This window comes from Megasphaera micronuciformis F0359, from assembly GCF_000165735.1.
In the GTDB taxonomy this organism is placed as follows: Bacteria; Bacillota; Negativicutes; order Veillonellales; family Megasphaeraceae; genus Megasphaera; species Megasphaera micronuciformis.
The window spans coordinates 821,260-844,829 of the sequence record NZ_GL538208.1; the positions used below are offsets into that span (position 1 = coordinate 821,260).

Sequence of the window (23,570 nt, forward strand, 5' to 3'; positions counted from 1 at the left end):
ATCCTCCTTACACGATGTCTACTGCAACCTTCACGTCGGCCCGTACGGCTGCGGCTTTGACAACAAGGCGTAAAGCTCTCGCTATTTTACCTTGCTTGCCAATAACCTTACCCATATCATCGGGAGCCACATGAAGTCTGTAGACCTCGAGGTCTGCTTTCTGAATCTTAGTAACCGTCACTGCTTCGGGCTGAGTAACCAACTCCTTGGCAATGCATGAAATCAATTCTTCCATCATATCCAACCTCACTTACTTCTTGGATGCTTCAAACTGAGCCATAATGCCGGCTTTCTTGAAGAGAGAACGAATTGTATCGGTCGGCTGTGCTCCTTTTCCGAGCCATTCCAAGGCAGCCTGAGTGTCGACAGTCAAAGCCTGTGCCGTTTCCTTTGCAGGATCGTACTGGCCGATAGTAGCAATAGGGCGACCGTTGTTACGTGCATTACGGACGTCTGCTACGACTACGCGATAAATCGGTTTCTTTTTAGCTCCCAAACGAGCCAAACGAATTTTAATCATAATTTCACCTCCTTATTTTGGTATCCCTTACGACTATCTTTAAAAGGGAAGGCGCGGCATAAATTTACGTCCCTTTTTTTGGGATTTCTGCGCCTGTTTCATCATTTTCTGAAATTCCGTAAACTGCTTCAACAGCCGGTTTACATCCTGGACTCGCGTGCCGCTGCCTTGAGCGATACGTCGCTTGCGGCTGTCCTTAATCAACATTTTCGGATTGGAACTCGTTCTTTCCTTGCGTGTCATGGACGTAATAATCGCTTCAATATGCTTGAATTCCTTACCGTCCATATCAACCTTATCCAATTCCTTCTTGTACTTGCCGATACCCGGAATAAGTCCCAAAATCCCGCCGAGATTCCCCATTTTCTTAATCATTTGCAACTGCTTAAGAAAATCTTCAAAAGTGAAGGAATTGCTCTTCATGGTCCGCTCCATGTCTTGGAGCGATTCGGCATCGAAAGCTTCTTTCGCCTTATCGATAATCGTCGCTACGTCTCCCAAGTCAAGGATACGGGACGCATATCTGTCGGGATGGAATTCTTCCAGTCCGTCCGTTTTTTCACTGACACCGATAAATTTAATAGGCTTACCCGTTACGGCTTTAACGGACAGGGCTGCGCCGCCGCGAGCATCACCGTCGAGCTTGGTCATAATAACACCGTCAATGCCCAAAGCCTTATCAAAGGCTTCGGCCGCCGTAACGGCATCCTGACCCGTCATAGCATCGACAACGAGTAAGATTTCATGAGGATGAATGTCCTCTTTAATACGAACCAGCTCACCCATGAGGTCTTCGTCAATATGCAACCGACCTGCCGTGTCGACAATTACTACATCGCACAAGTGACTCGTAGCATAGGGAACGGCACGTTCTGCAATAGCTACGGGATCCTTACTGTCGTCTTCAGAGTAAACAGGGATATTTAATTCCTTACCGAGTACACGAAGTTGTTCAATAGCGGCCGGACGGTATACGTCACAGGCAACCAACAAAGGATGTTTGCCCTGACGCACGAATCTTTTCGCCAACTTGGCTGCCGTCGTCGTCTTACCGGCCCCTTGCAAACCGGCCAACATAACGACGGTAGGCGGTCTTGATGAAATAGTGATACGACTTTGTGTGCCGCCTAACAAGTCCGTCAATTCATCCCGCACGATTTTAATAACCGTTTGGGCTGCATTCAACGTACTGAAGACTTCTTCACCTACAGCCTTTTCCCGTACGCGTTTAATGAAGTCCTTAGTTACGGCAAAATTGACATCCGCTTCCAACAAAGCGCGTCTCATCTCTTTAAGCGCTTCATTGACATCCTCTTCCGTCAGTTTCCCCTTGCCGCGAAGCTTTTTAAATGCCGCCTGAAATCGTTCGGACAGATTTTCGAATGGCATACAGCTCCTCCTTTTCCGGGTTTTTATATATCGAGTGTTCCCAAAATTCGCTCCGCATCCTCGGCACGCCCCTGCTTTAATAAGGCCTGAGCCTCATCTACAGTAGCCTGTATGCGCTCATTTTTGCGGGACACTCCCAATTTTATTTCATAATGTTCCAACGCCTGTGAAGCACGTTGCAACAAGTCATGAACGCCTTGTCGCGAAATGGAAAGTTCCTCTCCGATTTCGGCCAAGGACAGGTCGTCGTAAAAATACAGTTCCATGCAACGCTTTTGTCTATCCGTTAATAAAGGTCCGTAAACATCCAGTAAGCGTCCCATGCGGACTACGTCTTCTATCACCGTATCACCGTCCTTGTCGTTCATACTCGCTCAGTATATACGAAGAGTTCACGCCTGTCAAGTATTACTACTTGTCAGGTGTGAACTCTTTATTTCTAATGGTGGAAGAGACGGAGACCTGTCATGGCCATGGCAATCCCGTACTTATCGCAGGTATCGATAACATGGTCATCGCGAATGGAACCGCCTGCCTGGGCAATGTAATCTACCCCGCTGCGATGAGCCCGTTCGATATTGTCTCCGAAAGGAAAGAACGCATCACTACCGAGAGATACGCCGTGCAATTCCCTTAGCCAAGCTTTCTTTTCTTCCCTCGTCAACGGTTCGGGGCAAGTCGTGAAGACATTTTGCCACAGACCGTCTGCCAACACGTCTTCGTAATCATCGGAAATATATATGTCAATCGTATTGTCTCTGTCGGGACGGCGAACGTCATCACGAAACGGCAGGGCCAATACCTTGGGGTGTTGACGCAACCACCAAATATCCGCCTTATTACCCGCCAAACGAGTGCAATGAACTCGCGATTGCTGGCCTGCGCCTACACCGATAGTCATGCCGTCTTTAACATAACATACCGAGTTGGATTGCGTATATTTAAGAGTAATAAGTGCAATAAGTAAATCTCTTTGTGCCTTTTCAGGGATATCTTTATTTTTTGTCGGCCTATTCTTAAACAAATCAGTCGTTATTACCGCATTATTGCGATGCTGTTCAAACATGATGCCGAATACTTCCTTGTGTTCCGTTTCAGCCGGCACATACGCAGGATCTATTTTCAGGACACAATACGTCCCCTTTCTTTTTTCCTTTAATATACGCAAGGCTTCATCCGTATATGCCGGTGCAATGACACCGTCCGACACTTCCCGCTTTAACAAGGTAGCCGTTTGGGCGTCACACTCGTCGGATAAGGCTACGAAATCGCCGTATGAACTCATGCGATCGGCACCTCGCGCACAGGCATAAGCCGTTGCCAAGGGTGACAGTTCGAGGTCATCGACATAATATATTTTTTTCAGCGTATCACTCATATCTGTTGCCACTGCTGCTCCGGCAGGGCTGACATGCTTAAAAGAAGCCGCTGCCGGTAAACCAGTAGCCTCTTTTAATTCTTTAACCAACTGCCAACTGTTGAAGGCATCGAGAAGATTAATATATCCCGGTCGTCCGTTCATCACCTCAATCGGTAAATCACTGCCGTCGTTCATATAAATACGAGCACCGCCTTGATTAGGGTTACACCCGTATTTCAACGTCATTTCTTTCATCTGTACCTCCCGTTTAATAGACAAACAAAAAAACCGACACCTCCGGAACCAAATGCCCAGACGGTCGGCTGTAATCGGTCATGCTCCCCGTGGTTAACTCCACTTTCCGTCAGTCACATGACTTTCCTTATTTATTATACAGAACGGGTCGAACCCTTGTCAACGAAAGGTCCGACTCGTTTTTCACGATTCTACGGCCACATCCCGGACGGTGATTTTCAATACTTCCACAGACATGCCGGTCGTATAAGATATTTCTTTTTCTACGGCTTTTTGTAATCGGGATGTCAAACTTTTCAAATTCTCACCATAACGCACCGTCAACGCCATATCAACTGAAAGACCGTTCGTTTCTTCCTCTTTGTGTTTACGAATACGCAACTTATTAAGCTTTACTATGCCCGTCTCTTCTTTTACAGTATGGCGTACAAGCGTCAACAAAACCTTGTCGGAAAAAATCAACTTCCCGTAATAACTGAAAACGGGCCGTACCACAGAGTGTTCAAATTCCGTTTCTTCTTTGGCACCGTTGCGGCGAAATAAAGATCGCACAGAATCCAGTAAATATCCGTGAAAATGAGTTTTTAATTCCATAGTCGGTACGGGAATGATATGCCGACCCTCTTTCATACGTTGCTCTTTGGCTATGGCCATATCTTCCGGTGTCGACACTTCTTCAATACGAATATACTCTTCGGGAAAAGGCAGGTTCAAAGCATCACAAATTCGTTCAATCATATGCTTCGACGTACCTAAAACAAGCAATTTCTCCGTCTCGATTCGAGCCAGTGCCCGTCGCATGACCTGTGCATCCGCCTTTTCGGAGAAAATAGCCGTCCGCACAGCCTTCATACGATTGGAATCGTCCTTAGCCGAATGACCTGCTACAATTCGATTACGATAGATAAGAAGACCGTCATCAATAATAGCCTCTATTTTTCTGTCATATGCTACAACCAGAGCGTGATGACTTTTTCCCGTGCCGCTCGGTCCGACAAATCCTATGGTTTGCATGCTTTGCAAGTCCCTTCATACGCAAGTAAATTCGTTACTTTTCCGGCCGGCACGGTAAACAGCCCCAATTCCTCCGGAAACCGTCCCGCCGTGCCGTGGAAGTCCGAGCCGCCGCTTATAAGAAGCCCGCGGTCTTCAGCCAAAGCCGTAAATTCATCATACCGACCCTTGTTTTTCGGATGGTATACTTCAATTCCGTCAAAAGGCTGTGCTTCCACGTCTGCCAATCCTTTTTTTACCAGAGACGGATGAGCCAAAACGGCACAACCGCCGGCCTTATGAATCAGATTTATACATTCATTTATAGTTTTTCGTTCATAAGGTACATAGGCCGGTCCGCCACGATACAAAAGAGTGTCGAAAACGGACTTTATATCGGTAAAATACCCTTTTTTGATGAGCATACGCGCCAAATGAGGGCGTCCGACCGTACCTCCCTTTTGAACATAAGTCCGAACCTCGCATGGGTCAATATCATATCCGGCTTCACAGCATTTTTGAGCCATAAGTACGGCTCTGTTCAACCGTCTTAGAGAAAAGTCACGACAATATTCAAGTAACTCTTCGTTCTTCGTATCAATATAATAGCCCAAAATATGAACATCACTGTCGGCATATTCGGAACTCATTTCAATACCCGGAATAATGCGGATATCGGGATTTAAACGATGTGTGCCGTCATAAGCCGCTAACGTATCATGATCAGTCAGAGAAATGACCGAAAGACCGGCACGTGCGGCCTTTTCCGTCACCTCTTCAGGTGAATAAACACCGTCGGAACAATCAGTATGTACATGTAAGTCGACAAACATTATTTATCGCCTCGCAAGAGTCTTAATACGGATTTAATGCCGACACCCGTCGCCCCGTAGAAGCCGTTTTCATCCTTTTTATCGCGAAAAGCCGTCCCGGCAATGTCCAAATGAATCCATGACGTATTTTCTTGAATAAAGTGTTTTATAAACAGTCCCGCCGTAATCGCTCCCGCTTCAGGACCGCCTACATTGGAAATATCGGCGACCCGGCTCTTCAATTGTCGTTCATACTCTTCGTCTGCCGGCAACTGCCATACTTTTTCATTTACCTGTGCGGCGGCGGCAAAAAAGCGGTTCATAAATTCCTGATCATTGCCGATCATACCGGTTCTGACCGAACCTAACGCCGTTACACAGGCTCCCGTCAAAGTAGCCAAGTCGATAATTCGCTTAGCCCCTTTGGACTGAGCGTAAGAGACGGCATCAGCCAAGACAAGTCGTCCTTCGGCATCCGTATTCTTTACTTCCACTGTCGTACCGTCAAACATGGTAATCACGTCATCTACATGATAAGACATTCCTGAAGGAATATTTTCGGCCAAAGGCATAACCGCCAGAACATTGACCGGATATTTCAGCAACATGAGCGCCCGGATAATACCCAAAGCCGTTGCCGCACCGGCCATGTCGGACTTCATGTTTAACTGCCCCGCCCTGGTTTTCAAGGATAGGCCGCCCGAATCATACGTAATACCCTTGCCGACAACGGCAAGCACATCACGGCTTTCGGGATCCCCCGTATAGGCTACGGACAATAGCTGCGGCGGATTCATACTGCCCTTACCGACAGATACAATACCGCCCATATTGCGTTTTTCCAAATTCCACTTATTCAGCACTTCGACAAAAATGTTGTCACCCGTACATACGGCCGTAGCCGTATCTACAAACTTGCGGGGCGTCATGTCGTTAGGCGGCATATTAACCAGATCGCGGGCAAAATAAATACCTTCATAAATGGACGAATATACATAACAAAGGGTATTAAAGTCTTTACTTTTTAAACTGGACGTAATGAGATTGATGTTTTTCAGTACCTTCGACTTCGACTTGGTCTTATATTGATTGTACTCATAATTACCGTACAACAATCCGTCAATAAGAGTTTCCACATCCATATCAAGGGTGTCGATATAAACGGCCAGCTCACCTACATCTTCTTTCATTGCCGCCGCCATAATCTTTTTAGCCCTGTCGAATTCACGAAAAGTACCGCGTTCTTTAGAGTCATCTTCCGTTCCGGCAAGAAAATATGTTTTTATCGTATCGCCTTGAAGAGCACGCAAAACACTCACATTACCGACCTTCATAGCCGAAGGATGTTTATCCGTATAAGCACGAATTAAAGCTCCTTCTTCTTCCGTTACCAACGATAAAGCACGTAAACGACGGTCCGTGCCTAGAACGACGGCATCGGGATTTCCGCTTCCGTTACATGTAATCATACATTCTGCCTCCCTACTGCGAAATAAAAACCGTATTTATTATTATACTGTTTTATACCTTGCCAAATCAATAAGACGAGATTCTCCTTCTGTTTGCAAAAATTTTTTCTTCCTCTTGATTTTTAACCGTCCATAGTGTAATATAGCTCATGTGACTTGTTCACGTAATATGGACCATTAGCTCAGCTGGCAGAGCACCTGACTCTTAATCAGGGTGTCCAGGGTTCGATCCCCTGATGGTCCACCACAGAAGCGGTTGTCTTTATGACAGCCGCTTTTTTCTCGGCCTTTTTTGACACATATTTGTAATGGTACTGTTTATTTACCGTCACGTAAGAAGCGGGCAGTCATGATATACTGTTTCGGAAGGGAGGAGAATATTGTGAATGCCTATATTTACATAAAAAACGGGCCTCAACTTATCGTTACCAATTTGAAATCCATTAAGAGCAAACAAGGCAATACATCTATAAGTGAAACAACCGATTTTTCCGCCTGCTTTTTCGGACATAAAAATTATATTTTTACAGGAGATAATACAGTCTCCATTGACGGCGATAATATTGCGGCTGTAGAATTACGCTGATGCTACCATTTCAGACGGCTTTTCAAGTTAATGCTTGAAGCCGTTTTTTTGTTTTATTCTTTTCCTCATATCTTGTGCTATGATAATGTTATTAAAGAGATTTCATACCAAGGAGGGTTTATGAACATTCTCATCAGTGCCTGTCTCATAGGACTGTATTGCCGGTACGACGGAAAGATAAAGGACTATCCCGCCATATCAAAGCTTTTTAACAGACCCGATATTACACTTATTCCCTGTTGCCCCGAGCAGGCCGGCGGTTTGCCCACACCGCGCATGGCGGCAGAGCGTTGCGGTCAGCAAGTGAGGACTTGCGACGGCCGAAATGTAACCGAACAATTTGAGGTCGGTGCCCGCACGGCGTGCAGACTGGCTGAATTATACAATTGCTCTTATGCTGTTTTAAAAGAAAAATCACCTTCTTGCGGCTTCAAACGTATTTACGACGGTACCTTCAGCGGCACTTTAACCAATCGTTCGGGCGTTACGGCTCAAGCCTTATCCGATATGGGGGTTCGTATTTACGGTGAATCGGAAATTGATATCCTGACCGGCTCGCTCTTACCCTAATCGGTCATTTACTTTGTTTCTGCCCTCTGCTACAATGAAACGGAACGCAAGGAGGTATTATATTGAACACGCTAATACGGGAAATTTACGAATGGATTTATTCTATAGTCATTGCCTTGGCTATTGCCATGGTTATTCATATTTTTGTGGTCCAACCGACACGAGTGTCCGGCGAATCCATGGTGCCCACCCTGCATAACGGCGAGTATCTGGTCGTCGAAAAATGGGATCATATTCTGGGCCGCGAACCTGATTACGGCGATATCGTAATTATCGATAGCCGAGTTCTCTACGACCGCACTTGGATGGACGATGCAGTCGAACCTTTGCACAACTATCTGGCTTTTTTTGATAAAAACATGCAGACTCGTAATGTATGGGTTAAAAGAGTCATCGGTCGCGGCGGCGATACACTCGCCTTTCACGACGGCAAAGTTTGGCGCAACGGTAAGCCGCTCGATGAACCGTATATAAACGGAACTATGGACTACAGCCGTGAAGGCGAAGTAGTTATCCCTCAAGGCTACGTCTTTTGCATGGGTGACAACCGTAATCACAGTACGGACAGTCGTTTCATCGGTCCCGTTCCCTTGGACCATGTATTAGGGAAAGTCATTTGGTAGCCTCGTACTTCCCTTCCATGATATAATACGCATAAGCATATAAAAAAGGCGGTGTTTTCACGTGAAAGCAAAAAAAATTCTTCTTTCTCTGACCATGGCGGCAGCTATGTCCGTATCCGTTTGCGCAGCAAAAGATGCGATTTGGCAATATAACCAAAATATTGCTATTAACATGAGTTCCGCTAAGGTTACTACGGAAAACGGTATGAGAATCCTCACCTTCCAGACCAAAGAAACCTTCGGCGACGCTACAGACCAATGTACATACGTTTATAACGTAGACGAACAAACCATTCAGCTTAAAGAACTCGTATCGAAGATAGGCAAAAAGAAATTTAAACAGCACTTTTACCCCCAATCGGTTGCTAAGGGTAATGATGTTGTCAAGGGCCGTGCTCACATGGCCGATTTAGTATTACAAAAACTTCAGTACAGATAAGAGCAAAGAAAGACCGTCATTGACGGTCTTTTTCTTTTGTCTTCTTATGAAGAATGTTGTTTTCATATTGCGAAATTGCCAAACCCTCTTATGCGTACTATAATCAAAAGGAATATTTTCATAACTGGAAAACGTAAAGGAGCCCCACAATGACAGATAAAAAGAAACAAAGAAATACAGCCGATTTATTGGTTGAATGTCTGGAAGAAGAAGGTGTTCATTATATTTTCGGCATTCCCGGTGAAGAAAATCTGGCTGTCATGAATGCCTTGGAACACTCTAAGATCGAATTTATAACAGTACGCCATGAACAGGGTGCATCCTTTATGGCCGATGTATACGGTCGTTTAACAGGCCAAGCCGGCGTCTGCATGGCTACCTTGGGCCCCGGTGCAACAAACCTGATTACGGGTGTCGCCGATGCAGACAGCGACGGAGCCCCTTTAGTAGCAATTTCCGGCCAGGTCAGCACGGATAAGATGCATATTACGGCCCATCAGTATCTTGACCTGCGTTCCATGTTCGAACCTATTACGAGGCGTGCTTATACAGTTGTTCGTCCCGATACTATTGCCGAAATCACGCGCTTGGCTTTTAAATACGCGGAACGCGAAAAACCGGGTGCTACCTTTATCGACTTGCCCGTCAATATCGGGATGATGCCTGTAGACGACAATGAACGACCGCTACACCATAAATCCATTAAGCCTGAAACAGCTTCGGAATACTCCATTGAAGAAGCGGCAAAACTCATTTCCTACGCTCGCAATCCCGTCATCCTGGCCGGTAGCGGCGTTATCCGTAACAAGGCGGCCCGTAAGTTAACGGAGTTCGCTGAAAAGTTGAAGCTGCCCGTCATTAACACGATGATGGCTAAAGGAGCCATTCCCTTTGATAATCCTTATTCTCTCTGGACAGTCGGCATACCTATGGAGGACTATCAGACAAAGGTTCTGGAAAATGCCAGCTTGGTCATTTGTATAGGCTACGATATTATTGAATACGCCCCTAATAAATGGCACCTCAATAACGCCGATATTATTCATATCGACTCCTTACCGGCCGACATTAATAAGACCTACCAACCCGAAGTGGAAGTAGTCGGCGAGATAACCGATTCCCTCGATCGCATTATAAGTAAGGCGGCTCGTCTTCTTGAGCCGACATACGCCTTAAAGATTCGTGAAAAAATGGTTGCCGAACACGAACAGTATCGCAATGATACATCCTTTCCCATGAAGCCCCAAAAAGTCCTCATTGACGCACGTGAAGTCATGGGACCTGATGACATTGTTATTACCGACGTAGGAGCCAACAAGGTATGGACGGCTCGCCATTACAACTGCTATAAACCCAATACATGCATTATTTCCAACGGCTTCGCCACCATGGGCATTGCCGTTCCCGGAGCCATTGCCGCCAACTTGGTCCATCCGGACCGCAAAGTATTGGCTATTACGGGTGATGCCGGTTTCTTAATGAATTGTCAGGAATTTGAAACGGCTCATCGCTTGGGTTCTCACTTTGTCACCCTTATTTTCAACGACAGCAGTTACGGCCTGATTAAGTGGAAACAAGAAATGCATTACGGACACCCGGCATACGTCGACTTTACAAACCCCGACTTCGTCAAACTTGCAGAAAGCATGGGGGCTATCGGATATCGTATTACAAAGGCAGAAGACCTCTTGCCTACCTTAAAGAAAGCCTTTGAACAAACCAAGCCGGTCGTCATTGATTGCCCTGTAGATTACAGCGAAAACATGAAATTGACAAAGCACTTGGAAGAACTCGTAAAAACCTTATAAACCAATATCTTAATAAAAGGACCTCTCATATAAACATGAGAGGTCCTTTTTTATAAAGTATGAATGAGTACGTTAACTAGTTATTCATCATGCCATCCGTGCGGTTCGTCAAGTAGTATGAAATACGGCTCAAGCCGATAGACAAATCTTCACGGAACACGTAGACATGCGGCGGCACAGCCAAGCGAATGGGTGCGAAAGAAAAAATTCCCCGCACGCCTCCGGCCACCATTTGATCGGCTACTTGTTGAGCCACCGATGCGGGAGTCGTAATAATCCCTATTTGAACACCTTCCCGACGAATAGTTTCTTCCATCTCCGTCGCCGACATAACTATAATACCGCCTACGTTTTGACCGATAATCCGATGGTCTACATCAAAAAGACCGGTCGTTCGAAATCCGAGTCGACCGAAGGTCTTATAATTGGCCAAAGCCCATCCCAAGTGCCCGATGCCTGCAATGCAAACTTTCCAATGCTGTTGTAGCCCGATAATTTCCACAATTTGTTGGCTGAGTTCACTGACATAATAGCCTACACCTTTTTTACCGAAGGCACCGAAGCAAGTCAAGTCCTTACGGATTTGTTCGGGCGTTATGCCTAAGCGTTCACCCAGCTTTTCAGACGAAATAATATCGATTCCCGCATCTTGCAATAGCAGTAAATCTCTATAATATAATGGCAGTCTTTCTATAACCGCATCGGATATAGCTTTCTTTTGTTTCATCGTCATCCCCTCCGAATGAACCATACCCTTCCATAAAGTTAAAACTGAATATTAACTTGTAATCCGTAATTATTATATATTATTGTGAATATTTTCGCAAACTGTTTTCATTGCTTCTTATATGCCGTATACGTATTACAAAAGAGAGCACTAATCGTCCAACACATTAACGATACCTGTGTACTGAATAAATTATCATCACTTATGCCACTGACAGATACGGATGCTACCATGGCCGCCGTAGCCAAACTGAGCATATATATCAGAGAATCTGACATTCTGTCTGTAAGAACACGCCGTACAAAGACGAGATGTCCGAACCAGTAGGCAAAGAAAGACGTAAATCCTGCCAGTCCTGTTTCTGCAAGTATATTCAAAAATAAATTATGACAATGAAAAATAGTAATACCCGCTTTTTGTATGAGTTCATTATATGCCGGATAGGTAAACTTAAAAGCTCCCCAACCGATACCGAAGAAAGGTCGGTCCGCCCACATACTTAAGGCATCGTTCCACATATCAAGGCGCATGGCAAAAGACGTATCCGCCTCTCTATGTGAAAAAATAGACATAAATCGATCGGCTATACCGCCGTGATAAAAGACCAGTATAATCGGTACAAGAAGTAGTGCAAACCAAAAGCGCTTGTCTTTAACAAGGCCGAAAACAAAGACCAGGACGGCTGCACTGATCCATGCCCCACGCGAGTATGTGAGCACAAGGCACAAAGATAGAAGAACGAACAAAGCGGCCGTGAGAAAACGTCGTATTCTGTCCTTCGTCCACAAAGCATAGGCCCCTGTAAGCGACATGATAGACAATAAGTAGCAGGAAAAAAGGTTAGGATTGTACAAAGTCGAATACATGCGACGGCGCAACATGGGAAAGACAGACGTATCAACCCACTCCGTTTCACCGAGAGCCCACATATGTACATATTGATATACACCGTAGACGGCCACAAAAAATGCCGAAGCCAACAGAGTGTGTACTATTAAAAGGCGCTCCTCTTCCGTTTTGATAAACACTTGTACAAGCATAAACAAAAGTACGTACTGAAAGACCGTAAAAAACCAAAAAGCGGTATTCCAAAAAGCTTGTGTAGAACCGGCTAAGGAAATAAGCGTCGCCCCCGTAAAGATTGCAATGGGTACGGCTAAAGGGCCCGGCTTATACTCATGTATACCGTATCGATAGATAAAGTACAAAGAAAAAATAACGGTGAGAGCTAACAATCCCTCGGCTATATACAATTGTAAAGGCATAAAAAAAACAGTCCCCAAAAGCAGGTATACTACCCGTATTCTCGCTTTTTCCTCGGGACTGTCTTTTAGCGAAGTCAAGAGGTTCATAGAGATACTCCTTTTGACTTCCATTATACGGTTCGACGCACTTCTTGTCTATACAAAGGCCCCATAGTACTCTCTCAAGTGCCTTCGCACTTCTCCTTGTATGTACAAGGAGCCTACAACAACGCAAACGTCCTTTTCCGTCGTCTCTTTTAGCGCCGTATCGATAGCCGCTGACACGGATGGGCAGGCCTTTGCCCCCTCTCCGATTAAATCAGCCATGACTTTCGGATCCGCCGTGCGAGGAGTCGGTGCAGGTGCACAAAAGACCGCATCATTCGCCCGGAAAAGTCGTCTTACAATTTTATCGTACTCCTTATCGGCTAAAACTGAAAAAACGAAAACGCGTCGTCTTTTTCCGAATACTTCTTCGTATGTGCGACAAAAACTTTCAACCCCCGCCGGATTATGCGCTCCGTCAATGATCATTGTCTTTCCCGAAACGGAAAGGATTTGAAAACGCCCGGGCCAATATACGGTATGAAAGCCCTTCATAATCGCTAAATCTCTTACAGCCCCGTCCGTTTTACCCAAAAGTCGCAGGACTCCTACGGCTACCGCAGCGTTTACGGCCTGATGAGCACCTACCAGAGGCGTATCAACTTCTGTTCGCATCAGTTCGGGACCTTCGATACATATTTTTTGACGAACCGTACCGTCACGCACGTGAATAAGGGCCCTATTCTGAATCACTATTTCTTTATCAACAACATATAAGGGAGCCTTTTTACTCCGAGCCGTTTTTTCAATAATTTCCAAAGCCGTACCGGTTGCCGCCGTAACAACAGGTATTCCTTCTTTAATAATCCCTGCCTTATGAACGGCTATATCTTCTACCGTCGGACCGCAATAAGCCGTGTGGTCGACGGCCACATTGGTAATAGCGGAAACCTGCGGCGTAATAACATTGGTCGAATCCAGCAGTCCTCCAAGACCGACTTCGATAACCGCATACTCAACCTGTTGCCTGCAAAAATATAAAAAAGCGGCGGCCGTCAGCATTTCAAACTCTGTCGGTTGCTCGAAACCGTCGGCTTTCATACCTTCCGTAGCGTCTTTTACTTCTTCCGTAATGATTGCAAACTCTTCTTTTGTAATTAAATGGCCGTCTATACTCATTCTCTCCGTATATTCTTCTAAATGAGGAGACGTATAGCGCCCCGTTTTGCGACCCGCCGCTGTAAGTGCATTGGCTATGACGGCTGTAACCGACCCTTTGCCGTTCGTTCCCGTTATATGCACTGTCTTATAGGTTTCATGTGGGTTACCTAAACGAACCAGGAGCTCATGAATTCTCATGAGCCCCGGTTTTATTCCGAACGTGCAGGCATCTTCCAAATAAGCTATAGCTTCTTCGTATGTCATCTGCCCTGTCCTCTTATAAATGTTTTAAATCTTCCATTCGTTTATTTAAAGCTTCGGCTTTTTCCCGATAAGCAGCCAATTTTTCTTTCTCCTTAGCTACAACCGCTTCAGGTGCCTTATCCGTAAAGCCCTTGTTGGACAATTTCTTTTCAAGTCGTTCGATTTCACTGCGAGTCTTTTCCTGTTCCTTCGCAACACGAGCCGTTTCTTTTTCAACGTCAATCAAATCTTTTAAGAGCAAGTACACTTCGATGCGAGGAACGACTGTCACAACGGCATTTTCCGGCTTAGCATCCGTTGTTTTGAGAATATGAACTTCATCGACAAAGGCTAAGGTCTTAAAATACGTTTCGTAGGTATGAAGTACTTCTGCCATTGCCTCATCCGCCGGTACGAGCGTAACGGGAGCTTTCTTGCCCATCGGCACATTAGCTTCGGCACGCATATTCCGAATAGCTTTAACAGCTTCCATCATAATATTCATCGTAGCCGCATCTTCGGCAAAATCTAAGGCTTCATCAACAGTCGGCCACGGTGCGACAATCAGGCTTTCGCCTTCATGCGGCAAGTGCTGCCACAGGTGTTCTGTAACGAAGGGCATAAAGGGATGTAAGAGCGCTAAGGCACCGGTCAGTACGCGAACCAAGACATACTGAGCCGTTTGACGGCTGCGCTTGTCATCGGATTTGTACAGGCGCTGTTTAGCCAATTCAATGTACCAGTCGCAGAACGAGTTCCACGTAAAGTCGTACACCGTAGCAGCCGCATCTCCCAATTCATACGAGTCGAGGCCCTTCGTAACCTGGCGTACTACCTGGTTGAATGATGTCAGAATCCAGCGATCCGCCAAGGTAAAATCGTCCGTAGTCGGAACAAATTCGGGATCATAATCTTCCAGATTCATAATGACGAACTTGGACGCATTCCAAATCTTATTGGCAAAATTACGGTTCGCTTCTACCCGTTCCATGTAAAAACGCATGTCGTTTCCCGGCGTATTACCCGTAACAAGGGTGAATCGCAAAGCATCGGCCCCGTACATATCGCTTACTTCCAGGGGATCGATGCCGTTACCGAGGGACTTACTCATCTTGCGCCCCTGGCTGTCACGCACAAGTCCGTGAATGAATACGTCTTTAAAGGGAACTTCCTTCATAAATTCGCAAGTAGCAAACATCATACGGGCTACCCAGAAAAAGATAATATCATAGCCCGTTACGAGAACGCTCGTCGGGAAGAAGTGCTGCAAGTCGGGAGTCTTATCGGGCCAACCCATGGTCGAGAAAGGCCATAATGCCGAGCTGAACCACGTGTCGAGAACGTCCGGATCCTGATGAATATGCTTGCTGTGGCAATGGGGGCATTCCGTCAAATCCGTACGGCTGGCACTAACTTCACCGCAGTCATCGCAATACCAAACGGGAATCTGATGTCCCCACCAAAGCTGACGGGAAATGCACCAGTCCTGAATATTTTCCAGCCAATGGTCGTAAATTTTCGTAAACCGTCCGGGAATAAACTTCGTATCGCCCCGATCGACGGCTGCCAAGGCTTCTTCAGCCAAGGGTTTCATCTTTACGAACCATTGTTTTGTCGACAAAGGTTCTACTGTCGTCTTACAACGTGAGCAATGACCGACGGCATGATTGAGTTCTTCTACGTGATCGAGAAGGCCTAATTTTTCCAAGTCGGCAACAACGGCCTTACGGCATTCTTTCAAGGTCATACCGTCGAATTCCTTACCGGCGGCGGCATTCATCGTACCGTCGAGGTTCATAATCATAATCGATTCCAGATTATGGCGCTCACCCATTTCAAAGTCATTCGGGTCGTGAGCCGGCGTAATTTTGACGGCACCCGTACCGAATTCAATATCTACATAGTCATCGGCAATAACTTCTACTTCTCTGTTTACGAGAGGAACGAGAACCTTCTTGCCGATATACTTCTTCATTCGTTCATCTTCGGGATTTACGGCAACGGCCGTATCGCCCATAATCGTTTCGGGACGAGTAGTAGCAATCATAATGTAGTCGTCTTCACCGATAACGGGATACTTGACGTACCACAAATGGCCTGCTTCATCCTTGTGGTCTACTTCAATATCGCTCAAAGCCGTATGGCAGTGGGGGCACCAGTTCGTAATACGATGCCCCTGGTAAATAAGACCCTTTTCATACAGAGCCACGAATACTTCACGAACGGCACGGGCACAAATATCGTCCATGGTAAAACGTTTCCGCGACCAGTCACAAGATGAACCGAGTCGACGAACCTGTTGTTCAATGCGATTGCCGTACTTTTCCTTCCACGCCCAAACCCGCTTTAAAAACTCTTCACGACCGATATCGTAACGAGTCTTTCCTTCTTCTTTTGCCAGCTGTTCTTCAACCTTAACCTGTGTTGCAATCCCCGCATGGTCCGTACCGGGAATCCAGACTACGTTGTACCCCGACATGCGCTTAAAGCGAATGAGAATATCCTGCAACGTATTATCCAGTGCATGACCCATGTGCAACTGCCCCGTAACATTCGGAGGAGGCATAACAATACTGTACGGCTCACGAGACGAATCGGGATCTTGATGAAAGTACCCTTCTTTCTCCCAAAAATCGTACCATTTCGCTTCAATTTCTCCGGGATTATATCCTTCGAGTTTTTCCTTGTCCCACTTCATATGTACTCCTCCTTTTATACAAAAAACGCTCTTTCGTCTCAAGTAAAGACTTGGGACGAAAGAGCGTATCTTCCGCGGTACCACCCGATTTGTCGCCTAGACGACCTCTCATTGACAGATAACGGCTGCATCCGGGCAGACCTTTCCTTCTGCCGGCTCACGGGTGACTCGCCCGCTTCTTTATGAACGCCCTCTCACCGCTTGGGCATCTCTCTGACACAAAGAATATCGGACTTCTTCCGGTCATCGCATTTATCGGAAATTATCGTATCAAGTTTACCTATTTCTGTCAAGACCTAAAAATTGAAATTTTTTTCTCTTATAAGTTTCTAATTTTCGTTAAAATAAATCTTGTTTGTAAATTTTATTTATCTCCTTTTTTTAAGAGAGTCATCATCTCCATGGTCAGACTTACCGTTTCCTCGTCGTCCGGCAAGTCTTCGCGCTGCACCCAAAGAGCCGTTGCCAGTTCCGTCTTATCCACAATCAGCTCGTCCGTTCCGTCAAGATCGCAAAAGAAGCCGAAAAGGAGAGAGTCGGAAAAGCCCCAGGGCTGGCTTTTATAAAACTCCAGGTTTTTGACGGTGATACCCGTTTCTTCCTTTACTTCTCGTAAAACCGTCTCTTCAATCGTTTCTCCCGTTTCGGCAAATCCGGCAATTAAGGCATAGTTCTTATAAGGTCTGCCGGCATACCGAGTGACCAAAAGACGTTCCCCGTCACGTACAGCGACGATAACTGCCGGATTGATTCGAGGATAGACGGTATTTTCACATGAAGGACAAACTAAGGCCCGTTCCGACTTACTTTCTTCCATAGCGGTACGACAACGTCCGCAATAACAGTTGAGATCATACCATCTGGTAAGAGACGCCGCCGTCACGACGGCAAAGGCCAGTTTTCTCGGCCGTGCCGTACGCATGGTCCGTAAAGACTCAAAGGAAAAACCGACAGGCAGCTTTATATCCCCGCCCGTCGGCATAAAAAATGCATCTTCGTCAATAGAAAATAAATACCTGTACTGACATGACTCGAAATCCTTTACACGCGGCAATAAGAGAGTACCGTCGTGTCCAATCTTGCAAACCGCTTCTTGCCCTTTACATAAAAGAACATAGTTATGCCCTTCAGGCGCCACGGGTGTGTACGAATTATCATATACGCAAGGTTTTATATCATGAATCATCTTTTATCCTCACGGACAATTTGAGCCCCGTCGTTACAAGCTTTCAATATGTGGTGTACAGATGCCAATCCGACACTTTTAAAAACGTCTTTCATAGCTTGAGCTATCTGTTCTTCCCCTTTTACGGCAAAGGCAATAAGAGTCGATCCCGAGCCGCTGACCGTAGCCCCCACAGCCCCGGCTTTTTCCGCAGCTGCCAAGGCTTCCGCTCCACCGGGAATTAAGGGCAATCGATAAGGCATGTGCAGTTTATCCTGAAGACCCGTACGCAACAAATCATAACGCTTCCCGATAAAAGCCCCGACCAAAAAAGCGACATGGGCTACATTAAAGACCGCGGCATGATAATCAATAGTCTGTGGCAGGACGGCGCGAGCATCGGCTGTTCTTACTTCCTTATCGGGACTTACGGTAATAAACGACAACCCCTCATCCAAGGCAAACGTCTGAACCGATACCTTCTTTTTTTCATCCGTAACGGACATGCACAGTCCGCCTAAAAGAGCAGGAGCCGCATTGTCGGGATGCCCTTCCATAAGAGTGGCTTCATGAAGTATTTGAGTCTCATCCATACCTCGCCCGGTCAATTCATTGCCTAAGAGAAGTCCGCCCACTACAGCTGCGGAGCTGCTCCCTAAACCGCGTGCTAAGGGAATGCGATTAAAGAGCGTAATCACTCCGTTTTTCGGCAAGGCCTTACCGTTGACAAGTGCTGCCCGTAACATAGCTTGACCCACAAGGTTTCTTTCAAAATCAGTCGTAATTTTCCCTTGTCCCAGTCCTTCTACGACAAGGCTCAATCCTCCTTCGTCCGTTTTACGAAAGGAGACTTCGTTATACAAGGAAAGAGCCAACCCCAAGGCGTCAAAACCGGATCCGATATTAGCCGACGTAGCCGGAACTTTTACTGTAATGTCTTGGCTCATATTACACCTCAATGACGCGAATGGCGTTGCAAATGCGATGAATACAGGTCAGTTGCTCTATTTCGTTCAAAGCAAACCGCACGGTTTTACAAGGTGTACTGTCTACTAAGATTACGATTTCAGCCGCTTCCTTAGTTTCATCCTTTTGAATAAGTGACCGAATACTGATGCCGTGCTTTGCAAAAACACCGGACATGTTGGCCAATACACCCGGAGCGTTAGCGGCAATTAAGCGAATATAATAAGGTGCCTTGTTTTCAGCTGCATCCTTCACCGCCGTTTCATGCCACAAATAAGGGCGTTTCCCCGTCATTTCCGTATTAATATGCTGAATAACATTCATAATATCGCTGACAACAGCACTGGCCGTAGGCAGAGATCCGGCTCCCTGTCCGTAAAGCATGACATCACCTACACAATTACCGCGCACATATACGGCATTATAGGCTCCGCCTACATTGGCCAAAGGATGGTCTTTAGGAACAAAAGCGGGATGAACTGCCAAGGATATCCCGTCCGTATTCTTCTCCGCTACGGCGAGAAGCTTAATGGCATACCCCATAGCGGTAGCATGGGCAATGTCTTCTTTCGTAACGCCTTCAATGCCTTCAATAGATACATCCTTAACGTTGACGTATGCATGAAAACCCAGTTTAGCCAAGATGGCGATTTTTCTGGCCGCATCAAAACCGCCTACGTCGCTGGTCGGATCCGCCTCGGCATAACCTTTTTCCTGCGCTTCTTTTAAGGCCTCTTCATAAGTCAGTCCCCGGTCGGTCATATTGGTCAGAATATAATTTGTCGTACCGTTCATAATGCCGATAATTTCTTCAATCTGGTTGGCATTTAACGAAGAGTACATGGGCCGAATAATAGGAATCCCGCCGGCTACACTGGCTTCAAACTGAAAATCCGCCCCGTTCTCCTGAGCCAGTTTCAATAAACCGATACCGCAATCGGCGATGACATCCTTATTAGCACTGACAACACTCTTACCGCGCCTAAAGCACTCTTCGATACAAGCCTTGGCAAAATCGGCACTGCCCATAACTTCAACGACAATTTCCACCTCGTCGTCTTCGATAATATCTTTAAAATTATCCGTCAAATGAAGGTTTTCATCCAACCCGACATTCTTATATTTTTCTATATCTCTTACGAGAACATGCTTTATATGAATGTGAGTATCCGTCTGCTCCGAAATAAGATGGCCGTTCATTTGCAGTAAATCGACGACGCCCTTGCCGACAGTTCCGCAACCGAGTAATGCAATCGATACGTTTTTCAATATAACATCCTCCTTATACTTGCCCGATTATGCGTACACTTTGTACACCCGATAAAGCACCCAACCGTTCCACAAGAGTTTCCACCGTAATTTCCATTTCTTTCGTTTCAATGGAAATACTGACATCTGCCGACCCTTGCAAAGGAATGCCCTGATTAATGGTCAAAATACTGCCGTTACTGTCGGCTACGGTATTCAATACTTGTGATAACTTTCCGGGACGGTCGGACAAAATAATGGACAAGGTAACGAGTTTACCCTGAGTAACATCATAAAAAGGTAAAACGAAATCTTTATACTTATAATATGCACTACGGCTTAAATCCATCATGCGTACGGCATCATGAATAGTTCGTACCTCTCCGCGTTTAAGAATTTCTTTGACCCTTATCGTCTTTTTTATGGCTTCCGGAAGAATATCTTCCCGAACAAGATAAAATTTAAAGTCCTTATCTTTCTTATTCACGTTCAGCCTCCTGTACGAAATATTCATACGTTGATGCCAATCCGGATATAATCTTTTCCTTCGGGCGCCATTTTAAAAATTCCTTGGCCTTATGATTATCCAAGGCGGAGCGAACGATATCTCCGGTCCGCTCATCCTCGTAATGTACGTCCTTGCGTATACCGCTTAAGTGGAAGAGTATCTCTTTCAAGGCGTTTACCGTCGTTTCAATGGTCGTGCTGATATTATAAATGCCGGGCTTTACCTCGTCTTGCAAGGCCGCTACATTGGCAGCCGCCACGTCTTTAACATAAACAAAATCCCGCGTCTGTTCCCCGTCACCGTAAATAGTTAAATCTTCACCATGCGTCAATGCATGTGCAAAGACGAAGACGACACCGCCTTCACCGTGAACGCCCTGACGTTCACCGTAAACATTGGCATAACGCAAAACAACATAAGGCAACCCGAATACTTTATAGTACATTTCCAAATATCGTTCCGATATGACCTTAGACAATCCGTAAAAAGAGGTAGGAGTCAACGGTTCGTCTTCTTTTAAGGGAAGATTATCATTGTCTCCGTATACGGCTGCAGATGATGAGAAAACTACTTTTTTCACTCCCGTCTTACGAGCACCCTCCAAGACGGATAAAAGACCCATTACATTTTCATCACTGTCTTCATAAGGATGTTCCTGTGAATAAGGAACCTGAGTTTGTGCCGCTTCATGAAAGACGGCATCGAACTTTTCCTCTTCGCATACCTGCAAAAGGCGATCTCTGTCCCGTATATCAAAGCACAACAATCGCGCCTTATCATTCACATTCTCCTTAACACCCGTACTGAGATTGTCTATGACCACGACTTCATCACCACGGTCTACCAACATATCGACAATATGTGAACCGATAAATCCGGCTCCGCCAGTTACCAAAATTTTCACACTGAATCCCCCCAATGGCGTCTATAGCAAATCGCCGTAATTAATGAGTTCTATCTTCTTAGACGCAATAATTTCCCGTGTCCTTACACTAACCAAAGCCTGTAGTTCTTCCTGCCAATGATAGCCCCATGCGAAGGTATGCCCCAATAAATCATCGCTCTTGCCGGGGTGCATCATAATCTCATGTATCCCGAAGGGCAATCGTCGCAATATATATTGCAAACTGACCTCCGTCATATTGCCGCCGTCAACCATTCCCCAAAAGTAATCGGTAAGAGAAAAGCCGAGCCGCTCGGCTTCACGTGCAGCTCGCCCGGCTAATACGGTCAAACCGTCCCGACCGAAAACACGAGCGGGAGATGCCGTCAACATCTTAAAGGTCGAAGCTTCCCGCGGTATACGAACGCGATGAATTCCGTATTTCTTCATTAATGCCACCGTTATTTTCCACACAGGCGGTAAGACATGTAAATGCTGGTGACTGTCTATATGCGTAACGCGTATACCTGAGTCTAAAATTTTCTCTATTTGAGCCGATAATTCCGCATACACTTGAGAAAAATCGATTTTCCCCGTATAAACCCGCTTAATAAAGGTCATATAATTATACGGCAATAACCCGTCCGACTCAACCAGAGACGGCACCTCTCGAGGTGATAATACGGTAGGCAGACTCCCTACCAGACATAAATGAATGCCTATGCCCAAGCGGTTACATTCCTTTGACATACGCACGGCATCATCAAAAGCGGGGCCCTGTGCCAAAAGGCTTGTACTGGTCAGAACCCCTTGACCGTAAGCACTATATATACCTTCATTCACAGCTTCATGAATACCGAAATCATCGGCATTAATAATTAATCTGTTCACCCTTATCACCGCAAAGAATCAAAAGTCTTAAAATTTAATTTACCTACTTTGTATAATTCTTTATTCCCATAAGTCCCGCAAAAAGCGTTAAGTGCCGTTTCTATACCGGCAAAAGCTCCCTTAGGGAAGGACATATGAAAACGGTCTTCCAATTCATTTATACTTTCTATGAAGGCGGCTCGTGCTAAAACGGATGCAGAGGCTACAGCCGTATCCCGTTCACCTTTGGTCACTTGTATGATTGTCTTTCCCGCGGCTACAGAGCCCAGAGCCGTTAACACATATTCATCCTTACCGAACTTATCGACTATTATACACGGACATTTGTACTTTAACAATAGGCACTTAATGTTCTTTCCGTGTAAATTTCCTAAAAGATGATTAAGATTTTTTCCTCTTTCTTCCATCTTGTTGTATTCATAATTATACGATTCAGGCATCAATACGGTTACACACGCCCTGTCGCCTAATAAGTCTTTTAAAGGACCCGCCAATTCGAGTATGCGTTTATCCGTCAACGCTTTGCTATCGGTGACACCCCATGAACGAAGTGTTGCCGCTTCCGCCCTAGTTACTAAGCAGGCTGCTGTCACTAAAGGTCCGAAGACGTCGCCTTTGCCCGATTCATCAGCACCGATCCAACAAGGCGTCCCGTCGGGACATAAATCTTGTCCCTTCATAATAGCCGGCTTTTCTTTCTTCAAAAATTTTTTATCGGGCGTAATACGGTTTTCAGAGCACAGTATCTCCACTCTTTTCTTCAAATCGCCGGCCTTCCCTTGAACGACAAAAGAAATCCCCTTTTTCCCTTTATATATGGCTATGTGTATGCATTCATTTCCCGAGCTTACAGTCAACTTCCAACCGTAATTGATATTTCCTGCAGTAACCTCAAACCCTTCAGCTTGTAAACGCTCGCGTGTACTTGCAATAACTTGAGCTAAAACACTGTCCATACGCATCCTCT

At 45.8% G+C, this 23,570-nt stretch carries 24 protein-coding genes, 1 tRNA gene, 1 riboswitch and 1 other annotated feature; of the genes, 6 read left to right on the top strand and 19 right to left on the bottom strand.

What is annotated here, in order from left to right; genetic code table 11:
• Positions 1-7: 7 nt before the first annotated feature.
• The 8 genes from HMPREF9429_RS07630 to HMPREF9429_RS07665 all read right to left on the bottom strand — a co-directional run bounded on the left by HMPREF9429_RS07630 (position 8) and on the right by HMPREF9429_RS07665 (position 6,798).
• The gene (locus tag HMPREF9429_RS07630) at positions 8-235 is read right to left on the bottom strand and encodes a KH domain-containing protein (protein ID WP_040774426.1); all 228 of its coding nucleotides are present in this window, start codon (positions 233-235) and stop codon (positions 8-10) included.
• A gap of 15 nt (positions 236-250) precedes the next feature.
• Positions 251-520 (bottom strand): 30S ribosomal protein S16, encoded by a 270-nt coding sequence (gene rpsP / locus HMPREF9429_RS07635; protein ID WP_006942857.1) that lies wholly within the window; start codon positions 518-520, stop codon positions 251-253.
• A 39-nt stretch (positions 521-559) separates the two neighbouring features.
• A complete protein-coding gene (gene ffh / locus HMPREF9429_RS07640; RefSeq protein WP_006942858.1) occupies positions 560-1,909 on the bottom strand; it encodes a signal recognition particle protein in 1,350 nt (449 codons plus the stop codon).
• 23 nt (positions 1,910-1,932) lie between these two features.
• Entirely contained in the window at positions 1,933-2,277 is a 345-nt protein-coding gene (ylxM, locus tag HMPREF9429_RS07645; RefSeq protein ID WP_006942859.1) for a YlxM family DNA-binding protein, read from the bottom strand.
• A gap of 71 nt (positions 2,278-2,348) precedes the next feature.
• Complete coding sequence (locus HMPREF9429_RS07650; protein ID WP_006942860.1) at positions 2,349-3,524, bottom strand: phosphoribosylaminoimidazolecarboxamide formyltransferase; 1,176 nt, start codon at positions 3,522-3,524, stop codon at positions 2,349-2,351.
• Between the two features lie 47 nt (positions 3,525-3,571).
• Positions 3,572-3,651, bottom strand: a riboswitch (ZMP/ZTP riboswitch).
• Positions 3,652-3,707: 56 nt separating this feature from the next.
• On the bottom strand, positions 3,708-4,538 hold the full coding sequence (locus HMPREF9429_RS07655; protein ID WP_006942861.1) for an Asp23/Gls24 family envelope stress response protein: 831 nt from the start codon (positions 4,536-4,538) through the stop codon (positions 3,708-3,710).
• Positions 4,526-5,350: a PHP domain-containing protein gene (locus tag HMPREF9429_RS07660; RefSeq protein WP_006942862.1), complete on the bottom strand. Its 825-nt coding sequence runs from the start codon at positions 5,348-5,350 to the stop codon at positions 4,526-4,528. Before HMPREF9429_RS07660 ends, HMPREF9429_RS07655 begins: the two co-directional genes overlap by 13 nt.
• Positions 5,350-6,798: a leucyl aminopeptidase family protein gene (locus HMPREF9429_RS07665; RefSeq protein ID WP_006942863.1), complete on the bottom strand. Its 1,449-nt coding sequence runs from the start codon at positions 6,796-6,798 to the stop codon at positions 5,350-5,352. The genes HMPREF9429_RS07660 and HMPREF9429_RS07665 overlap by 1 nt, the downstream gene beginning before the upstream one ends.
• Positions 6,799-6,969: 171 nt before the next feature.
• On the opposite strand from HMPREF9429_RS07665, the gene HMPREF9429_RS07670 reads away from it, so the two are divergent.
• The 6 genes from HMPREF9429_RS07670 (at position 6,970) to HMPREF9429_RS07695 (ending at position 10,824) form a co-directional block, all read left to right on the top strand.
• Positions 6,970-7,045 (top strand) — tRNA-Lys (locus tag HMPREF9429_RS07670).
• A 135-nt stretch (positions 7,046-7,180) separates the two neighbouring features.
• Positions 7,181-7,384: a hypothetical protein gene (locus HMPREF9429_RS07675; RefSeq protein ID WP_040774139.1), complete on the top strand. Its 204-nt coding sequence runs from the start codon at positions 7,181-7,183 to the stop codon at positions 7,382-7,384.
• 120 nt (positions 7,385-7,504) lie between these two features.
• Positions 7,505-7,954, top strand: coding sequence for a DUF523 domain-containing protein (locus HMPREF9429_RS07680; RefSeq protein ID WP_040774142.1), 450 nt, complete (start codon positions 7,505-7,507; stop codon positions 7,952-7,954).
• A gap of 62 nt (positions 7,955-8,016) precedes the next feature.
• Positions 8,017-8,577, top strand: a complete 561-nt coding sequence (gene lepB / locus HMPREF9429_RS07685) for a signal peptidase I (RefSeq protein ID WP_006942866.1) — start codon at positions 8,017-8,019, stop codon at positions 8,575-8,577.
• A 61-nt stretch (positions 8,578-8,638) separates the two neighbouring features.
• The gene (locus tag HMPREF9429_RS07690; protein WP_006942867.1) at positions 8,639-9,016 is read left to right on the top strand and encodes a hypothetical protein; all 378 of its coding nucleotides are present in this window, start codon (positions 8,639-8,641) and stop codon (positions 9,014-9,016) included.
• 149 nt (positions 9,017-9,165) lie between these two features.
• On the top strand, positions 9,166-10,824 hold the full coding sequence (locus HMPREF9429_RS07695) for an acetolactate synthase large subunit (protein WP_006942873.1): 1,659 nt from the start codon (positions 9,166-9,168) through the stop codon (positions 10,822-10,824).
• Positions 10,825-10,900: 76 nt separating this feature from the next.
• Here the strand turns inward: HMPREF9429_RS07695 and HMPREF9429_RS07700 are convergent, their stop codons facing one another.
• The 11 genes from HMPREF9429_RS07700 to HMPREF9429_RS07750 all read right to left on the bottom strand — a co-directional run bounded on the left by HMPREF9429_RS07700 (position 10,901) and on the right by HMPREF9429_RS07750 (position 23,559).
• The gene (locus tag HMPREF9429_RS07700; RefSeq protein WP_006942874.1) at positions 10,901-11,575 is read right to left on the bottom strand and encodes a redox-sensing transcriptional repressor Rex; all 675 of its coding nucleotides are present in this window, start codon (positions 11,573-11,575) and stop codon (positions 10,901-10,903) included.
• Positions 11,576-11,658: 83 nt separating this feature from the next.
• Positions 11,659-12,903 carry an O-antigen ligase family protein gene (locus tag HMPREF9429_RS07705; RefSeq protein WP_040774148.1) on the bottom strand — a complete coding sequence of 415 codons (1,245 nt, stop codon included), beginning with the start codon at positions 12,901-12,903 and terminating at the stop codon, positions 11,659-11,661.
• Between the two features lie 48 nt (positions 12,904-12,951).
• Positions 12,952-14,265 (bottom strand): bifunctional folylpolyglutamate synthase/dihydrofolate synthase, encoded by a 1,314-nt coding sequence (locus HMPREF9429_RS07710; protein ID WP_006942880.1) that lies wholly within the window; start codon positions 14,263-14,265, stop codon positions 12,952-12,954.
• A 13-nt stretch (positions 14,266-14,278) separates the two neighbouring features.
• Positions 14,279-16,942 (bottom strand): valine--tRNA ligase, encoded by a 2,664-nt coding sequence (locus tag HMPREF9429_RS07715; RefSeq protein ID WP_006942881.1) that lies wholly within the window; start codon positions 16,940-16,942, stop codon positions 14,279-14,281.
• A 48-nt stretch (positions 16,943-16,990) separates the two neighbouring features.
• Positions 16,991-17,198 (bottom strand) — a binding site (T-box leader).
• 108 nt (positions 17,199-17,306) lie between these two features.
• Positions 17,307-18,128, bottom strand: a complete 822-nt coding sequence (gene nudC, locus HMPREF9429_RS07720) for an NAD(+) diphosphatase (protein WP_006942884.1) — start codon at positions 18,126-18,128, stop codon at positions 17,307-17,309.
• The gene (gene thrB, locus HMPREF9429_RS07725) at positions 18,125-19,054 is read right to left on the bottom strand and encodes a homoserine kinase (protein WP_006942886.1); all 930 of its coding nucleotides are present in this window, start codon (positions 19,052-19,054) and stop codon (positions 18,125-18,127) included. The genes nudC and thrB overlap by 4 nt, the downstream gene beginning before the upstream one ends.
• Before the next feature lies 1 nt (position 19,055).
• Positions 19,056-20,342: a homoserine dehydrogenase gene (locus HMPREF9429_RS07730; protein WP_006942888.1), complete on the bottom strand. Its 1,287-nt coding sequence runs from the start codon at positions 20,340-20,342 to the stop codon at positions 19,056-19,058.
• Positions 20,343-20,355: 13 nt separating this feature from the next.
• The gene (locus tag HMPREF9429_RS07735; RefSeq protein ID WP_006942890.1) at positions 20,356-20,808 is read right to left on the bottom strand and encodes an ACT domain-containing protein; all 453 of its coding nucleotides are present in this window, start codon (positions 20,806-20,808) and stop codon (positions 20,356-20,358) included.
• On the bottom strand, positions 20,801-21,733 hold the full coding sequence (locus tag HMPREF9429_RS07740; protein ID WP_006942892.1) for an NAD-dependent epimerase/dehydratase family protein: 933 nt from the start codon (positions 21,731-21,733) through the stop codon (positions 20,801-20,803). Before HMPREF9429_RS07740 ends, HMPREF9429_RS07735 begins: the two co-directional genes overlap by 8 nt.
• A gap of 21 nt (positions 21,734-21,754) precedes the next feature.
• Positions 21,755-22,603: a ChbG/HpnK family deacetylase gene (locus tag HMPREF9429_RS07745; protein WP_040774154.1), complete on the bottom strand. Its 849-nt coding sequence runs from the start codon at positions 22,601-22,603 to the stop codon at positions 21,755-21,757.
• A gap of 5 nt (positions 22,604-22,608) precedes the next feature.
• A complete protein-coding gene (locus HMPREF9429_RS07750; RefSeq protein ID WP_040774157.1) occupies positions 22,609-23,559 on the bottom strand; it encodes a ribonuclease HIII in 951 nt (316 codons plus the stop codon).
• Positions 23,560-23,570 lie beyond the last annotated feature (11 nt).

What these genes read in the sequence shown, in the direction of transcription:
- HMPREF9429_RS07630 (WP_040774426.1), bottom strand. Translation starts at nt 235, where the DNA reads ATGGAAGAATTGATTTCATGCATTGCCAAGGAGTTGGTTACTCAGCCC.
- rpsP (WP_006942857.1), bottom strand. Translation starts at nt 520, where the DNA reads ATGATTAAAATTCGTTTGGCTCGTTTGGGAGCTAAAAAGAAACCGATT.
- ffh (WP_006942858.1), bottom strand. Translation starts at nt 1,909, where the DNA reads ATGCCATTCGAAAATCTGTCCGAACGATTTCAGGCGGCATTTAAAAAG.
- ylxM (WP_006942859.1), bottom strand. Translation starts at nt 2,277, where the DNA reads ATGAACGACAAGGACGGTGATACGGTGATAGAAGACGTAGTCCGCATG.
- HMPREF9429_RS07650 (WP_006942860.1), bottom strand. Translation starts at nt 3,524, where the DNA reads ATGAAAGAAATGACGTTGAAATACGGGTGTAACCCTAATCAAGGCGGT.
- HMPREF9429_RS07655 (WP_006942861.1), bottom strand. Translation starts at nt 4,538, where the DNA reads ATGCAAACCATAGGATTTGTCGGACCGAGCGGCACGGGAAAAAGTCAT.
- HMPREF9429_RS07660 (WP_006942862.1), bottom strand. Translation starts at nt 5,350, where the DNA reads ATGTTTGTCGACTTACATGTACATACTGATTGTTCCGACGGTGTTTAT.
- HMPREF9429_RS07665 (WP_006942863.1), bottom strand. Translation starts at nt 6,798, where the DNA reads ATGATTACATGTAACGGAAGCGGAAATCCCGATGCCGTCGTTCTAGGC.
- HMPREF9429_RS07680 (WP_040774142.1), top strand. Translation starts at nt 7,505, where the DNA reads ATGAACATTCTCATCAGTGCCTGTCTCATAGGACTGTATTGCCGGTAC.
- HMPREF9429_RS07695 (WP_006942873.1), top strand. Translation starts at nt 9,166, where the DNA reads ATGACAGATAAAAAGAAACAAAGAAATACAGCCGATTTATTGGTTGAA.
- HMPREF9429_RS07700 (WP_006942874.1), bottom strand. Translation starts at nt 11,575, where the DNA reads ATGGTTCATTCGGAGGGGATGACGATGAAACAAAAGAAAGCTATATCC.
- HMPREF9429_RS07705 (WP_040774148.1), bottom strand. Translation starts at nt 12,903, where the DNA reads ATGAACCTCTTGACTTCGCTAAAAGACAGTCCCGAGGAAAAAGCGAGA.
- HMPREF9429_RS07710 (WP_006942880.1), bottom strand. Translation starts at nt 14,265, where the DNA reads ATGACATACGAAGAAGCTATAGCTTATTTGGAAGATGCCTGCACGTTC.
- HMPREF9429_RS07715 (WP_006942881.1), bottom strand. Translation starts at nt 16,942, where the DNA reads ATGAAGTGGGACAAGGAAAAACTCGAAGGATATAATCCCGGAGAAATT.
- nudC (WP_006942884.1), bottom strand. Translation starts at nt 18,128, where the DNA reads ATGATTCATGATATAAAACCTTGCGTATATGATAATTCGTACACACCC.
- thrB (WP_006942886.1), bottom strand. Translation starts at nt 19,054, where the DNA reads ATGAGCCAAGACATTACAGTAAAAGTTCCGGCTACGTCGGCTAATATC.
- HMPREF9429_RS07750 (WP_040774157.1), bottom strand. Translation starts at nt 23,559, where the DNA reads ATGGACAGTGTTTTAGCTCAAGTTATTGCAAGTACACGCGAGCGTTTA.